Source organism: Roseibium sp. JB4-4 (assembly GCF_055693425.1).
On record NZ_CM146333.1, the window covers coordinates 395,600 to 410,355 of the forward strand.

Here is a 14,756-nt window from a genome sequence, read left to right on the forward strand (position 1 = left end):
CTTGCGTAAAAGATCAGATTTTATGTCACTTTCGCGGGAAATTAGATTTCCGGGTCTATGAAATGCGTAAGAGTTATTGCCGTATTTCGTGCAAGTGATTGCGTCGTTTGTGCATAAGCTGGTGCTGTTAATGCATGGTGCCTTGAGTGTGCGGTGCACCTTTTCCCAACCTTCAAGCATGTGACAATCTGCCACCACTCCTGGAGGCGGTGCACGGTCTGGCCGGCCCAGGCGTTTGTTAACGCGTTGAGGTGTTCGGCTTCGGTTCTCGTTCAGAACCGGTTGAGGGAGGAAACGGACGTGATACCTGGTGAATTCACCTATCACCGGCCATCATCGGTGGCCGAAGCAGTTGCAATCCTGGTTAGTCATGGAGATGAAGCAAGGCCGCTGTCCGGTGGGCATAGCCTCATTCCGATGATGAAGCTCCGGATGGCTGCTCCTGAACATCTTGTCGATCTTGGCGGGATCGCTGATCTGAAAGGTGTTGCTGAAGACGGCGACACGATCACCATCGGGGCGATGACCACCCAGAGCGACTTGATCGCCTCAGAGTTGCTCGCTGCGAAACTGCCGATTGTCTGCGAGACGTCGGAACTGATCGCCGATCCGCAAATCAGGTATCTTGGTACGCTTGGCGGCAATGTCGCCAATGGAGATCCGGGTAACGACATGCCGGCACTCATGCAGTGCCTCAACGCCGATTACGTATTGACGGGTCCAGACGGGGACAGGCGCGTTCCGGCTCGGGATTTTTATGAAGCCGCCTATTTCACCGCTCTTGCACCCGAAGAGATCCTGACATCCATCAGGATCCCGGTACCACCGTCCGGACATGGTTATGCCTACGAGAAACTCAAGCGGAAAGTCGGAGACTATGCGACCGCTGCCGCTGCAGTCGTACTTACAATGTCTGGCGGGGCAGTAAGCACTTGTTCGGTTGCGCTCACCAACGTCGCCGACACGCCCCTTCTTGCGAAGGAAGCTGGCGAAATACTGACGGGTTCATCGCTTGACAGCGACACAATCAAGCGTGCGGTCGCAGCCGCGGAAGCCATCACGGAACCGGCCTCAGATGGCCGTGGACCTGCCGAATATCGAACCAAGATGGCTGGTGTCATGCTGGAGCGCGCGCTCGCACGTGCGGCCGAGCGGGCTCAGGGCTGATCAGGATTTTGGGAGAGACAAATGAGTGATATTGAACAGGTCCCGGTCAGCTTGACCGTGAACGGCAAGAAAGTGCAACGCTTTGTGGAGCCACGCACGCTTCTTATCCATTTTTTGCGCGAAGATCTAAATCTGACGGGGCCGCATATCGGCTGTGAAACATCCCATTGCGGTGCCTGCACTGTGGAGATGAACGGCATGTCGGTGAAGACCTGTACTGTTTTTGCCGTCCAGGCAAATGGTGCAGAGCTAACCACGATCGAAGGCATGGCCAACCCGGATGGAACGCTTTCTGCGCTCCAGGAAGGGTTCCGCCAGATGCATGGTCTTCAGTGCGGTTTTTGCACCCCTGGAATGATTATGCGCGCCCACACGCTTTTGAAGGAAAATCCCAACCCGACGGAAGACGAAATCCGTATGGGAATTTCCGGCAACCTATGCCGTTGCACCGGATATCAGAACATCGTCAAGGCCATCCAGTACGCCGCAGCAAAGCTGAACGGCACTGACATTCAGGAGGCTGCAGAATGAACGACATGACCCCGACACGGGAACAGCGTGAAGCAGCACTTGAAGGCATGGGCTGCAAACGCAAACGCGTAGAAGACATCCGGTTCACACAAGGCAAAGGCCAGTATGTGGACGATCTGAAACTCCCCGGCATGGTGTTTGGCGATTTCGTTCGTTCTCCCTATGCCCACGCGAAGGTCACCAAGATCGACGCGTCCGAGGCTCTGAAATTGCCCGGCGTCATTGCTGTTCTAACGGCTGAAGACCTTAAGGGTGTCAACCTGGCCTGGATGCCGACGCTTGCCGGTGACGTTCAGATGGTGCTGGCAGACGGCAAGGTGCTTTATCAGAACCAGGAAGTTGCCTTTGTCGTGGCTGAAAACCGTTACATTGCGGATGACGCAATACAGTTGGTTGAAGTCGAATACGAGGAACTTCCCGTACTGACCGATCCATTCAAGTCCTTGGATGAAGACGCGCCGGTCCTCAGACCGGACCTGGACGGCAAGATGGAAGGTGCGCACGGACCGCGCAAACATCACAACCATATCTTTACGTGGGAAGTCGGCGATAAGGACGAAACGTCAAAAGCGTTTACGGAAGCGGATGTCACGGTCAAGGAAATGATTTCCTATCACCGTACGCACCCCTCTCCGCTTGAGACCTGTCAGTGTGTCGCCTCCATGGACAAGGTGAAGGGCGAATTGACGGTCTGGGGGACGTTCCAGGCACCGCACGTCATTCGAACGGTCGCGTCGCTGCTGTCCACCATACCTGAGCACAAGATCCACGTGATTGCACCGGACATTGGTGGGGGGTTTGGTAACAAGGTTGGCGCCTATCCTGGCTACATCTGCTCGATCGTTGCCTCAATCGTAACGGGCGTTCCGGTCAAATGGGTCGAGGATCGAATGGAGAACCTCTCCACGACCTCGTTTGCCCGCGATTATCATATGACAACGGAAATCGCGGCAAAGAACGACGGTACGGTGACCGGTCTGAAAGTTCATGTTCTTGCCGATCACGGCGGTTTCGATGCGTGTGCCGATCCGTCCAAATGGCCGGCAGGTTTCTTCAACATCGTCACAGGGTCCTATGACTTTCCAACAGCTCATCTTGAAGTTGATGGGGTCTATACCAACAAGGCACCGGGTGGCGTTGCCTATCGGTGCTCGTTCCGTGTGACGGAAGCAGCCTATTGTATTGAACGGGGCATGGATATTCTGGCCCAGAAGCTCGGTATGGATCCTGCTGACCTTCGGATCAAGAATTTCGTCAAACCGGAACAGTTCCCCTATCAGTCGGCGCTCGGCTGGGAATACGACAGCGGCGATTATCATACCGCCATGCACAAGGCGATGGATACGATCGGCTATCGAGAATTGCGCGCGGAACAGAAGGCTAAGCAAGAAGCGTTCAAACGCGGCGAGACCCGGGAAATCATGGGGATTGGCGTATCTTTCTTCACGGAGATAGTCGGCGCTGGACCATCCAAGAATTGCGATATTCTGGGCGTTGCCATGTTCGACAGCGCAGAAATTCGTGTCCACCCGACGGGGTCGGTGATTTCGCGAATGGGGACCAAGTCGCAGGGTCAAGGTCATGAGACAACTTGGGCCCAGATCATCGCGACGGAAATCGGCATTCCGGCTGATGACATCATGGTCGAAGAAGGTGACACCGACACGGCACCTTATGGCCTTGGAACATACGGCTCCCGGTCGACACCTGTTGCGGGTGCGGCAATTGCTCTTGCAGCGCGCAAGATCCGCAACAAGGCTCAAATGATCGCGGCGCACATGTTGGAAGTGTCCGAGTATGATCTGGAATGGGATGTCGACGGTTTTCAGGTAAAAGGCAATCCGCAAGCCCGTAAGTCCATGAAGGAAATCGCCTGGGCTGCTTATCATGCACCCCCTCAGGGAATTGAGCCGGGTCTCGAAGCGGTCAGCTACTATGATCCGCCCAACATGACCTATCCGTTTGGCGCTTACTTCTGCGTCATGGATATCGACGTTGATACAGGCGTGGCCAAGACCCGGCGTTTCTACGCACTCGATGATTGCGGCACGCGCATCAATCCGATGATTATCGAGGGCCAGGTGCATGGCGGACTGACAGAGGCATTCGCGATCGCAATGGGTCAGGAGATCCGCTACGACGAAACCGGCAATGTTATGGGGGCGTCTTTCATGGACTTCTTCATTCCAACGGCTGTTGAAACACCTCATTGGGAAACCGACCATACGGTAACGCCCAGCCCGCATCATCCGATCGGCGCAAAGGGCGTGGGTGAAAGCCCCAATGTCGGCGGTGTGCCGGCGTTCTCGAACGCCGTGAACGACGCCTTTCAGTTTCTTGGGAGCACCCATATCCAGATGCCGCACGATGCGTGGCGGATCTGGCAGGCTGCCAAGGAACTCGGCGCTCACGGCTGAGGTTGCTGACGCCTTGGGCCGCATCGCAAGAATGCGGCCCAAGAAGGCTTTTATCGGATATTGCCGATCGAACCTCCGACCAAGTTCACTGTCCGGAAGATCTCGAGGACAGTGAAGTCTGCTCCTCATCTCCTCAACTCGAACGAAGTGCAATCGGATGAGTAAGACCAAAGACCAAATTGCAGAGGCATTGGCAAAAACGGGCTATGTTGCCGATGAGGGACTGGCGACTGCTCTTGTTTTGACTGAAATGCTGGGTCGCCCCTTGCTTCTTGAAGGGGAAGCCGGCGTCGGGAAAACGGAGGTCGCCAAGGCGCTGGCAAGTCTGGAGGAAACAGACCTTATCCGTCTGCAGTGTTACGAAGGCCTCGACCGGTCCGATGCCATTTACGAATGGAACTACCAGCGACAGCTCCTTGCAATAAAGGCAAGGGAAGGATCTGGAGATGACGCCAACAGTGTCGAGGAAGCTGTTTTTTCAGAAAAATATCTTCTGGAACGCCCTCTCCTTTCGGCGATAAGACAGGCTGAACCGCCTGTTCTGCTGATCGACGAAATAGATCGGGCTGACGAAGAGTTCGAAGCGTTTCTTCTTGAAATTCTTTCGGATTATCAGGTCTCGATACCCGAATTGGGAACGGTCGAGGCCGTCACGATCCCGCGTGTTGTGCTGACTTCAAATGGAACGCGGGAATTGTCAGATGCGCTGCGGCGCAGATGTCTTTATCACTATGTCGACTATCCGACGCCCGACCGCGAAGCGCGAATTCTGCTTTCAAGGGTCGACGGCCTCGATGCCCGGTTGGCACTTCAGATTTCTGAACTCATGGGCAAACTGCGCAAGGAAGATCTGGTCAAGATCCCCGGCGTTGCGGAAACGATCGATTGGGCGGCGGCGCTTCTGGGACTGGGAGCGAAAGACCTGCACAAAAACAGAGAGCTGGTTTTCGACACCTTGACCTGTGTCTTGAAAACCCGTGAGGACAAGTCTCGGGTGACAGTTGAAGTTACCGACAGGCTGCTTGGAAAGGTGGCTTGAGTGATGAACGCTCTGCGCCTTGAAACACGTGAAGACGTTGGAGCTGTTTTGCGTGCACGGCTTGCGGGGTTTGTCCGGTCGTTGCGCGACAGCGGCTTCAAGGTGGGATTGGCCGAAACAAGTGACGCATTGCATCTTCTTCAGACACCTTTCGTGCACCGGCAAGACAGGTTGAAATCATCGTTCCGCACACTTTTTTGCGGACGTCTTTCGGATTGGAAAAAGTTCGACGAATTGTTCGACGCATACTGGGTTGGCAGAGGCGTGAAATCCGGTGTGAAAATCAGTGGCTCCAGCCCGCGCAAAGGTATGAAAACCATCCGAGAGATGGTTGATGTGGAAGGCTGTCGGCAGGACACAATCGCTGGAGATGTCGAACGTCAACCCGGCGAGGAAGATGAAGAAACCGGTGAAACGCCTTCTGGCCGGAGAGAAGGTGCAAGCGTCGCTGAAAATCTCGGGCAAATAGACTTCAGGAAGATAGAAGATCCCGAAGCCTTGAAACAGGCTCATGAACTTGCGGAAAGACTGTCGCGGTCCATGCGTGTGCGGCTCACGCGGAGAGACCGTCAGAAACGAAAGGCGCGTCGCCTGGATTTGCGCCGGACGATCCGCCATTCCATCGCTCATGGCGGTACGCCTCTCGAACTGATCCGAAAAGGACCGCGCCAGCAGCAGCTCAGGCTTGTGGTCCTGTTGGATGCGTCCGGATCCATGAACAACTATACAGGCGTCTTCACCCGTTTCGTGCACGGTATCCTAGACAATTTTCGCGAAGCCGAAGCATTCCTGTTTCACACTCGCCTCGTCCATGTCTCGTCTGCGCTTTCAGAGCGAGATGCCGGTCGGGCGTTGGATCGCCTGGGGCTGATGGCGCAAGGCGTGGGCGGTGGTACCAAAATCGGTGAAGCATTGGCTGACTTCAATCGTTGGCACGCTGCGCGGGTTATTCATTCGCGAACTTGCGTGATGATCTTGTCGGATGGATACGACACGGGCGCTCCCGATGTTCTGGGAGAAGAAATGGCGCGTCTCAGACGCCGTTGTCGACGGATCGTCTGGCTCAACCCGCTTATCGGTTGGGAGGGCTATGAGCCCTCAGCGGGCGGTATGCAGGCAGCATTGCCGCATGTCGATCTCTTTGCGCCTGCGCATAATCTTGAAAGTCTTGCAGCGCTTGAACCTTACCTGGCCGGGCTTTGATCCATGGGGGATGCACCAATGAAGCATACAGGCACAATTTCAGGTTCAAGAGCCGGACAAGATTTGACGGGTGATCTGGTGGATTTGATCCACCACATGCAATCCAGCAAGGAACCCTTCGTGCTGGCAACTGTGGTCCGAACAATCTCAGTCACGGCTGCAAAGGCAGGCGCCAAGGCGGTCATTTCCAGCGAGGGTGAGATTGTCGGCGGATGGATCGGTGGCGGTTGTGCAAAATCGGCAGTGATCAAGGCAGCAAAGACGGCATTTGATGATGGTGAAGCCCGGCTGATATCCATTCAGCCGGCAGATCTCTTGTCTGAACTCGGTGTTGAGCCTGGCGAAGAACGCGAAGGTGTACAGTTTGCCAAAAACATGTGCCCCAGCCAGGGCACCATGGACATATTTATCGAGCCAATTTTTCCTCGCCCACAACTTGTCGTCTTCGGAGCCAGTCCAGTTGCTCTGGCTCTTGCAAATCAAGGGCCCACAATAGGGTTTGATGTCACCATTTGCGGGCCTCTTGAAGATTTAGATGGTTTTCCTGCTGAAATGCGCAGGAACAACGGTTTCAATATCATCACTTCAAACAGTGCAGACACATATATCGTCGTCTCCACACAAGGTCGAGGCGACCTGGCGGCACTGGAAGCTGCTGTCAAAACAAATGCACGGCATGTGGGTTTTGTTGGAAGCCGACGGAAAATCGAAGCCCTGAAATCAAAGCTGAAGGATCAGGGCGTCAGTTTCGACGCTCTGGAGCGCATCAAGGGCCCGGCAGGACTGGATCTCGGTGCAATCACTCCTGAAGAGATCGCCCTTTCGATCCTCGCTGAACTTTTGATGGTCCGTCGCAAGAACCAACGGCTGTCCCGAATACAACACGTTTAAGACCAGGAATGGAGACGAATTCATGCAAATGACAGATAGCCAGCGGATTGAAGCTTCGCGTGAAAAAGTCTGGGAAGCACTCAACGACGCGGACGTTCTCAAAGCTTCGATCCCAGGCTGTGAAGAACTCATCAAACACTCTGACACGGAGCTGGAAGCGAAGGTCAAGCTCAAGGTTGGGCCGGTCAAGGCAACGTTTGGGGGAAAAGTCACTCTGAACGACCTCGACCCGCCTAACGGCTACAAAATCGAAGGAGAAGGATCTGGCGGTGTTGCAGGTTTTGCGCGCGGCGGTGCGACTGTTCGATTGGAAGAAGACGGGCCGGATGCAACGATCCTTCACTACGACGTTGATGCGAAAGTGGGTGGCAAGCTCGCCCAACTCGGTGCCAGGCTGATCGATTCAACATCAAAGAGACTTGCTGGAGAGTTCTTTGCTGCCTTTGCACAGCAAGTGGCTCCGAGCCCCGAAACAGAGGCTGCTTCCTCTCACGAGGTAGATCAAACTCTAGGAGACGCTTCGCAAGACCCATCTGCGGGTGAAGAGAAAAAGGGATGGCTTGGGGGTCTGTTCGGCGGCAAGAAAAAACAACAGACCGATGAAGACAAGCTCGAAAATGCGGCCGAATGAGCCTAGGCTCAAACAAGTAAGCAGGAGGAATTGAGATGACCAATGCTGAACTTCGCGAAGAAACCTGTCTTCAAGAGTTGTCCCGGGACCCGTCTCTTCTGATGGCACTCGGGACAGGATCACTGCTGACAGCGTTTCTGCTGGTTGCCCATTCCTGTTGCATTGGCCTGGTCGATCAACACCTTGCGCCACTTTTGCAGATTTGCTCCTTTGCAGGCTGACACAGGATTGACTTCGCCGACAAATGGCGAGCGCCTTGCGTTTTTTTGGCGCTCGCAAGATTACAAGCGTTTTGAGATACGGTTTCCAGTCCTTTTGAAAACCCGCACCTTTCTCCTATCCTCAAGGTGATGAAGATGAGCATGCCTGCCGGACAGGCCTTGCAAAATGTGGTTGCGAACTGTTCAGGCCTGCCGCTTTTTTAGTCATTTTCAGCTTTCTTTCAAACTGTGTCATTCTGCGCCTGGATTGGTATTTTTAATAAGTAATTGAATTATAATTAAAAATCACTCTGTGTCAGAGACTGGCACCAACCTTGCTAATACCTAACCAGTGCAGCGCGCCTAGGGATCCGGTCTGACAAGACGCAGGACCGAGAGGTGCAAGCCGGATGATTTGGCGCTTCCGCCGACATAATCCGGTGACACGGCGGGACAAAAGCCCGGGAGACAACTGCACGAGGTTTCGCGCGCGCGAACCTGCTCCCGGACGTGCGCAAACCTCAATGATGGTCGCCCGATTGGACTTCCCTGTCGGGGGAAATTAAGGAGACGCGCACAGATGTTGAAATCCTTCGCTAGAGCTTCACTCCTAGCAGCCGCACTATCGCTGCCACTATCCTTTTCCGCACATGCGGAGGAGAAAACCGACTTTAAAGTCTGCTGGTCCATCTATGTCGGTTGGATGCCCTGGGGATACCTTCAAGACAGCGGCATCATGAAAAAATGGGCCGACAAATACGACATCAATGTCGAAATTGTTCAGATCAACGATTACGTGGAATCGATCAACCAGTATACGGCCGGCGCGTATGACGGCTGTTCCATGACCAACATGGATGCCTTGTCGATTCCTGCAGGTGGCGGTGTTGATACAACGGCGCTGATTGTCGGCGACTATTCCAACGGAAATGACGGGATCATCTTGAAAGACAAGACTGGTCTTGCGGACATCAAAGGGCAGACGGTCAACCTGGTTGAGCTGTCGGTTTCCCACTATCTGCTGGCGCGCGCTCTTGACACTGTGGGCCTCAGTGAAAGGGACCTGACAGTCGTCAACACATCTGATGCGGATATGATTGCAGCCTATGCAACACCTGATGTGACGTCTGTGGTCACATGGAACCCTCTTCTGTCTGAAATCGAAGCTCAGCCGAATGCCACCAAGGTCTTCGACAGCTCCGGAATTCCAGGAGAGATCATTGATGTGATGATGGTGAATACCGAAACGCTGGCTGACAATCCAGACTTCGGCAAGGCGCTCGTCGGCGCCTGGTATGAACTCATGGGGATTATGTCGACCGACAGCGACGAAGGCATTGCAGCACGTACTGCCATGGCTGAAGCCTCGGGCACGGATCTTGCCGGATATGATGCTCAGCTTGCCACAACAAAGATGTTCTTCACACCGGCTGATGCCGTTGAATTCACGAAATCGGCAGAACTCCCGAGCACGATGAAATTCGTCGCAGAGTTTCTGTTCGACAAGGGGATACTTGGCGAAGGTGCCCCAAGTCCTGAATTCGTCGGTGTCGCATTTGCCGATGGTTCTGTCTATGGCGACCAGAACAACGTGAAACTCCGGTTTGATCCGAGTTTTATGGCGATGGCCGCTGAAGGCGCTCTCTAAACTCCCGATTTTGCATTTGTGGGCCGGCGTTTTGGTGCCGGTCCTTCTTCCAGGATCAGGCGGGGCGTTTCATGCGCATTATCAACCGGAGGCCTTCTAGGCTCCTTACCCTTGCCCTCGGGCTTGTGCCCTTCATCGCGACAATTCTCGTCTATGCCGTGGCGAGCCACTATCGTCGGCTTGAAAATCCAGCCGACAAATTGCTGCCGTCCCTGGACAGCATGGGTCAGGCGTTCTGGCGCATGGCAGCTGTCCCGGACAGGCGTTCCGGTGATCTTCTTTTGTGGGTGGATACATTTGACAGCCTTTGGCGATTGGGCACCGGTATGGCTGTTTCAACGCTCCTGGCACTCATTCTCGGAATATCAATCGGGTTCATACCGCACATTCGAAGCGCGCTAGCTCCCTATATCGCAACATTTTCGCTAATTCCGCCGATTACGATCCTGCCCATTCTCTTTATTACCTTCGGACTTGGAGAAGTTTCGAAGATTGCCCTGATTGTTATCGGTACGGCACCGATCATGGTGCGCTCGACCGCGCAAGCTGTTCTCGACATTCCAAGGGAAATGATCATCAAGGCCGAAACGCTCGGGGCATCCGTATGGCAGATGGTGACACGGCTGGTTTTGCCTCAGGTATTGCCAAAACTCATCACTGCGCTGCGACTGGGGCTGGTGCCCGCCTGGATTTTTTTGATTTCAGCTGAGGCGATCGCGTCGACCACCGGCCTCGGATACCGGATCTTTCTCGTCAGAAGGTATTTGGCGATGGATGTGATCCTCCCGTATGTCGTGTGGATTACTCTTCTGGCTTTCCTGCTCGACCGCCTGCTTCTTTTGCTGTCACGACGAGCATTCCGCTGGAACCATCTTGGGAGTGACGCGCTATGAGCATTGTCTCAACTCCCAAACTTTCAGTTCAAGGGCTTACCAAGTCATATGACGGGACACCTGTGCTGGAACGTGTTGACCTTCTGGTCGAAGACGGATCGTTCTGCACGATCGTCGGCGCATCCGGCTGTGGCAAATCCACGTTCCTGCGCATGCTGTTGTCGCAGGAGTTGCCCACACGCGGACAAATTCTCCTTGACGGTGCCCCCTTCCCGATGAACCGACACCGGACAGAGGGATCGTTTTTCAAAAGTATTCAGTGTTTTCACATCTGACCGTCGCGGAGAACCTTATCCTCGCAGCGGAATTCGCGGGTGCTCCATTGTCGGGCCGGCTTTTCGGCAAGTCCCGCCGTCGAGCGAAGGATGACATTGATGAAATTCTGGATCGTATTGGCCTGAAGGCAGCTGCAGACCGTTATCCTGTGCAATTGTCAGGAGGTATGCAGCAACGGCTGGCGATTGCACAGGCGCTGATCAAGAAGCCCAATATCCTGTTGCTCGATGAACCTTTCGGCGCGCTGGATCCAGGCATCCGCGTTGATATGCACGAGTTGCTTTTGGGGCTTTGGAAAGACCTGGGCATGACCATCTTCATGGTCACACACGACATCCATGAAGCCTTCAAACTTGGCACCCGTCTGCTGGTATTCGACAAGGTTCGTCACGATCCTCAGGCTCCGGATGCCTATGGTGCGACCATCACCTACGACCTGCCATTGTCGTCCCCGGAAACCGCACCGGAAAAACTGCCGGAGGATATCGCAGGCGCGATCCGTCAGCCTGAGCAAAACACCCCCAAAAAACTCAAACACCCAAAACGTACGAGGAACGCCCATGAGCCTGTTCGATCGATCTGTCCCGGCAACGCTGCAAAGAGCAGCAGGTCCGGTCCGGCGAGACCCCACGACAAGGCAACACCATCCGGATTTCGACAAGCTTCAGTTGCGCGGCTGGAAGTCCGCTGAAAAGGAAAGCGCTTTGCCAAGCGCGGCCTGGGAGAAAGAAAAGGCATGGGCTCTCAGAATGGGGTTGACCGGTTCTGATAGCCTTACTGACAAGTCTATCCCGACATTCGCGCGCGGTGAGTTGCCCCACTATGCTGGCATCAACACGTTCCTGAAGGCTCCCTATATCGAAGACGTCACGAAAGTTGGCGCGTATGACGCTGCCGTAATCGGAATTCCTTTCGATGGGGGAACGACTTATCGTCCGGGCACCCGCTTCGGGCCTCAGGGTGTGCGCCGCATTTCAGCGCTTTACACGCCCTACAACTATGAAATGGGTGTCGACCTTCGCGAACAGATGACGCTTTGCGATGTCGGAGACATTTTCACAATTCCAGCAAATATCGAAAAGACGTTCGACCAGATAACGCGGGCCGTTTCACATGTCGCGTCTTCTGGCGCCTTGCCGATCATGATCGGTGGTGATCATTCTATCGGTTTCCCGTGTGTTCGCGGCATTGCGCAATGCACATCCAAACGTATCGGTATCGTGCATTTCGATCGGCACATAGACATTCAGGAGAAAGACCTCGACGAGCGCATGCACACAACACCGTGGTTCCATGCGACGGATTTGGTGAATGTCCCGGCGGTCAATCTTGTTCAGATCGGCATTGGCGGCTGGCAGGTCCCGCGCGAAGGGGTGGAAGTTGCCCGCGAGCGTAATACCAACATCTTCACGATGCGTGATGTTGAAGAGCTTGGTCTGGCTGAAACAGCGGCACGCGCCCTGGAGCTGGCCTGGAAAGATGCCGATGCGGTTTACATCTCCTTCGACATCGACAGTGTCGACTGCGGTTTCGTACCTGGCACAGGCTGGCCGGAACCGGGTGGCTTCCTGCCACGCGAGGCGCTTGAACTTGTGTCGCTGGTCGCCAAAGAAGGTATCTGCGGTCTGGAAGTGGTCGAAGTGTCACCGCCTTACGACTGTTCAGACATCACCGCACTGCTTGCAACCCGCGTGATTGTCGATGTTTTAGGAACGCTGGTTTCACATGGCAAAATGGGTTCTCACCGGTCGATCATAGACAAGCCGGTATCCATTCCTGCTGGTCCGGAAGTGGAGTGACAGTATGGATACGGATCACGTTCATTCTCATTCTCATCATCATGACCACGAGCATGTGCATGCTCACATGCATGGACACAATCACGGTGGTCACGATCATCTGCATTCACATGTCCACGGCATTTCTGACGCGGACAAAGTTGATGAATTGCAAGCGCTTAGTTCAAGCTTCATTGACGGGTTTCGGTCTGCCGAAGACAAGACAAGCTATCTCCGCCTTGCAGGAGTGTCGTTTCACAGACACGGTGCCGACGGGCTGGTGCAGCATCTCGTTGATGCGAAAATAGAAAGCAACTGGCAAATCGGAACCGCCTCTCCTGCCTTCGCATCCCGGGAGCTGGCTTATCTGCCTTTTCCCGGCTCCATGGTGCAGGCACGGGAGACGATGGTTTTCACATACGTGTCGCTGACCGAGCGCTCTGATGTTGATCTAATCGAAATTCTGACCGACCGCCTAAAACAAGGGGACATTGCCGAATGAGACACCTACTGACTGCGCTGTTTTTCAGCCTGCTGACATCATCTGCGTTGGCGCATCCCGGCTCTCACCATGATGTGCATGGTCTGAGCGCCTATGTTCGCCACCTCCTGGACTCTCCATTCCATACAGCATTGTTTGCAGGTATCGTTCTTTCGGTATTTGCCGCAGTGCTTTACCTGTTCTTCGCTCGTAAGACACAGGATTGAACCAATACGCCGCCGGCATTTTTATAACGCGTCCGGCGGCGTTGTTCTTTCACAAGATCTTTTTGAAACGGAAATTTATACACTCACGAGTTCTTCCAGCTGGGGACGTGAAAAAAACAGCGTGATCAAGTCATCGATATCCATTGGACCGCTGAACAAATAGCCCTGGCCAAGATCGCAGCCAAGTTCGACGAGTGCGTCGCGTTGTTCTACGGTTTCGACCCCCTCAATTACTGTGCTGATCCCCATATTAGCGATCAAATTTAGGGTGGCGAGAAGCATTTCCGCATGTTTTTCATTGTTGAAGGCCCGGTCCACATAACTCCCGTCGATCTTGATTTCATCCCAATCAAATTCAGTCAAATGGCGCAAGGCAGCGAACTTCGTGCCGAAATCGTCCAATGAAACGGCGATACCACATTCCTGAATTTCGGAAAGTACGCGCCAGATCTTGTCCAGATTCTTGGATAGCTGCGTTTCGGAAATCTCGATCTTCAACCGATACCCCTTAATGCCGGTGTCGGTGAGGCACTCGAGCAGCATTTCGGGCAGGCTCTCGTCCAGGATCTGAGACAAAGTGAGATTAACGGACAACGTCATTTCATCAGGCAGTCTCCGCATTTGCTTGCACGATTTTTCAAGAATGGAGCGGCCCAGCCTGGTGATGTCGCCCGTGCTTTCGGCTGCTGAAATGAATTCGGTAGGACTGATCCAGCCAAATTCACTGTGCTTCCATCTTGCAAGCGCTTCGATGCCGATGATTTTGCCCGTCTTAAGATTGAACTGAGGTTGAAAATGCGGAACGAATTCGTCGTTCTCAAAGGCCGCAGTCAAAGATGACCGGATCCTTTGCCGATGTTCGTATTTTGCTCGCATTGACGGTACAAAGAGGGAGATCTGGCGAAGTTCCTTCTCGCAAGCGTCTTCCACCGCCAATTCTGCGTTCTTTAGAATGAGTTCCGGGTTCCAATCGGAAGGATCAGCAAACGCCACTCCAATTGCGAGATTTGTCCCTAACGACCCTGAAGTGGTTAAAAATGGCGGGCGGAAAAGATCTGATATTTGCTTTGCGATCTCCAACGCAGCTTGTTCATGGTTTTCGATTAGAGCGACGCCGAGCACGAGGTCGTTTCCCTTCAAGTGCGCGAGATATGTCTCAAACTCAGATCCAAGAGTATAGTGGCGAAGCAAATCTGCAGCAGCGGCCTGGATGGCATCTTCCGCCGATTTCTCCACCACAAGAACTTCCGTATTCGTTGGTTTAAACCTTAACCTGAGGACTGCGAGGGTCTGGGTCTCATTCAACCGACACGCGGCCTTCTTAACAAGCTGTATGAATTGTTGACGGTTCAGCAGTCCGGTGTTCAGGTCTCG

The 14,756-nt window shown here is 54.0% G+C and carries 14 protein-coding genes, 1 pseudogene and 1 riboswitch; of the genes and pseudogenes, 14 read left to right on the forward strand and 1 reads right to left on the reverse strand.

Going from position 1 to position 14,756, the window contains the following annotated elements; translation table 11 throughout:
• The first annotated feature begins 300 nt into the window (after positions 1–300).
• From ACZ1HV_RS01845 to ACZ1HV_RS01910, 14 genes and pseudogenes are all read left to right on the forward strand, one after another.
• Complete coding sequence (locus ACZ1HV_RS01845; protein WP_472717145.1) at positions 301–1,167, forward strand: FAD binding domain-containing protein; 867 nt, start codon at positions 301–303, stop codon at positions 1,165–1,167.
• Between the two features lie 21 nt (positions 1,168–1,188).
• Positions 1,189–1,698 carry a (2Fe-2S)-binding protein gene (locus ACZ1HV_RS01850; RefSeq protein ID WP_472717146.1) on the forward strand — a complete coding sequence of 170 codons (510 nt, stop codon included), beginning with the start codon at positions 1,189–1,191 and terminating at the stop codon, positions 1,696–1,698.
• Complete coding sequence (locus ACZ1HV_RS01855) at positions 1,695–4,115, forward strand: aerobic carbon-monoxide dehydrogenase large subunit (RefSeq protein ID WP_298822548.1); 2,421 nt, start codon at positions 1,695–1,697, stop codon at positions 4,113–4,115. The genes ACZ1HV_RS01850 and ACZ1HV_RS01855 overlap by 4 nt, the downstream gene beginning before the upstream one ends.
• Positions 4,116–4,272: 157 nt before the next feature.
• A complete protein-coding gene (locus ACZ1HV_RS01860; protein WP_472717147.1) occupies positions 4,273–5,154 on the forward strand; it encodes an AAA family ATPase in 882 nt (293 codons plus the stop codon).
• Positions 5,155–5,157: 3 nt separating this feature from the next.
• Positions 5,158–6,357, forward strand: coding sequence for a vWA domain-containing protein (locus tag ACZ1HV_RS01865; RefSeq protein WP_472717148.1), 1,200 nt, complete (start codon positions 5,158–5,160; stop codon positions 6,355–6,357).
• A gap of 18 nt (positions 6,358–6,375) precedes the next feature.
• Entirely contained in the window at positions 6,376–7,248 is an 873-nt protein-coding gene (locus ACZ1HV_RS01870) for an XdhC family protein (protein WP_472717149.1), read from the forward strand.
• Positions 7,249–7,270: 22 nt separating this feature from the next.
• Positions 7,271–7,879 carry an SRPBCC family protein gene (locus ACZ1HV_RS01875; RefSeq protein WP_472717150.1) on the forward strand — a complete coding sequence of 203 codons (609 nt, stop codon included), beginning with the start codon at positions 7,271–7,273 and terminating at the stop codon, positions 7,877–7,879.
• 35 nt (positions 7,880–7,914) lie between these two features.
• Complete coding sequence (locus ACZ1HV_RS01880) at positions 7,915–8,100, forward strand: hypothetical protein (RefSeq protein ID WP_298963058.1); 186 nt, start codon at positions 7,915–7,917, stop codon at positions 8,098–8,100.
• Between the two features lie 331 nt (positions 8,101–8,431).
• A riboswitch (guanidine-I (ykkC/yxkD leader) is annotated at positions 8,432–8,549 on the forward strand.
• Between the two features lie 110 nt (positions 8,550–8,659).
• A complete protein-coding gene (locus ACZ1HV_RS01885; RefSeq protein WP_472717151.1) occupies positions 8,660–9,727 on the forward strand; it encodes a putative urea ABC transporter substrate-binding protein in 1,068 nt (355 codons plus the stop codon).
• Between the two features lie 71 nt (positions 9,728–9,798).
• Positions 9,799–10,620, forward strand: a complete 822-nt coding sequence (locus tag ACZ1HV_RS01890) for an ABC transporter permease (protein WP_298822539.1) — start codon at positions 9,799–9,801, stop codon at positions 10,618–10,620.
• Positions 10,617–11,362, forward strand: a pseudogene (locus ACZ1HV_RS01895) (ATP-binding cassette domain-containing protein); the annotation flags it as partial. The gene ACZ1HV_RS01890 and the pseudogene ACZ1HV_RS01895, both read left to right, overlap by 4 nt.
• A 94-nt stretch (positions 11,363–11,456) precedes the next feature.
• Positions 11,457–12,695: an agmatinase family protein gene (locus tag ACZ1HV_RS01900; RefSeq protein WP_298963054.1), complete on the forward strand. Its 1,239-nt coding sequence runs from the start codon at positions 11,457–11,459 to the stop codon at positions 12,693–12,695.
• A gap of 4 nt (positions 12,696–12,699) precedes the next feature.
• Positions 12,700–13,176, forward strand: coding sequence for a hypothetical protein (locus ACZ1HV_RS01905; protein WP_472717152.1), 477 nt, complete (start codon positions 12,700–12,702; stop codon positions 13,174–13,176).
• Positions 13,173–13,382: a hypothetical protein gene (locus ACZ1HV_RS01910; RefSeq protein WP_472717153.1), complete on the forward strand. Its 210-nt coding sequence runs from the start codon at positions 13,173–13,175 to the stop codon at positions 13,380–13,382. Before ACZ1HV_RS01905 ends, ACZ1HV_RS01910 begins: the two co-directional genes overlap by 4 nt.
• Before the next feature lie 75 nt (positions 13,383–13,457).
• On the opposite strand, the gene ACZ1HV_RS01915 is transcribed toward ACZ1HV_RS01910, so the two are convergent.
• Positions 13,458–14,621 carry a putative bifunctional diguanylate cyclase/phosphodiesterase gene (locus ACZ1HV_RS01915; RefSeq protein ID WP_472717154.1) on the reverse strand — a complete coding sequence of 388 codons (1,164 nt, stop codon included), beginning with the start codon at positions 14,619–14,621 and terminating at the stop codon, positions 13,458–13,460.
• Positions 14,622–14,756: the final 135 nt, after the last annotated feature.

Bases quoted from the DNA above. Each gene is read 5' to 3' on its own strand.
- ACZ1HV_RS01850 (WP_472717146.1), top strand. From the start codon at position 1,189: ATGAGTGATATTGAACAGGTCCCGGTCAGCTTGACCGTGAACGGCAAG.
- ACZ1HV_RS01855 (WP_298822548.1), top strand. From the start codon at position 1,695: ATGAACGACATGACCCCGACACGGGAACAGCGTGAAGCAGCACTTGAA.
- ACZ1HV_RS01860 (WP_472717147.1), top strand. From the start codon at position 4,273: ATGAGTAAGACCAAAGACCAAATTGCAGAGGCATTGGCAAAAACGGGC.
- ACZ1HV_RS01865 (WP_472717148.1), top strand. From the start codon at position 5,158: ATGAACGCTCTGCGCCTTGAAACACGTGAAGACGTTGGAGCTGTTTTG.
- ACZ1HV_RS01870 (WP_472717149.1), top strand. From the start codon at position 6,376: ATGAAGCATACAGGCACAATTTCAGGTTCAAGAGCCGGACAAGATTTG.
- ACZ1HV_RS01875 (WP_472717150.1), top strand. From the start codon at position 7,271: ATGCAAATGACAGATAGCCAGCGGATTGAAGCTTCGCGTGAAAAAGTC.
- ACZ1HV_RS01880 (WP_298963058.1), top strand. From the start codon at position 7,915: ATGACCAATGCTGAACTTCGCGAAGAAACCTGTCTTCAAGAGTTGTCC.
- ACZ1HV_RS01885 (WP_472717151.1), top strand. From the start codon at position 8,660: ATGTTGAAATCCTTCGCTAGAGCTTCACTCCTAGCAGCCGCACTATCG.
- ACZ1HV_RS01890 (WP_298822539.1), top strand. From the start codon at position 9,799: ATGCGCATTATCAACCGGAGGCCTTCTAGGCTCCTTACCCTTGCCCTC.
- ACZ1HV_RS01900 (WP_298963054.1), top strand. From the start codon at position 11,457: ATGAGCCTGTTCGATCGATCTGTCCCGGCAACGCTGCAAAGAGCAGCA.
- ACZ1HV_RS01905 (WP_472717152.1), top strand. From the start codon at position 12,700: ATGGATACGGATCACGTTCATTCTCATTCTCATCATCATGACCACGAG.
- ACZ1HV_RS01910 (WP_472717153.1), top strand. From the start codon at position 13,173: ATGAGACACCTACTGACTGCGCTGTTTTTCAGCCTGCTGACATCATCT.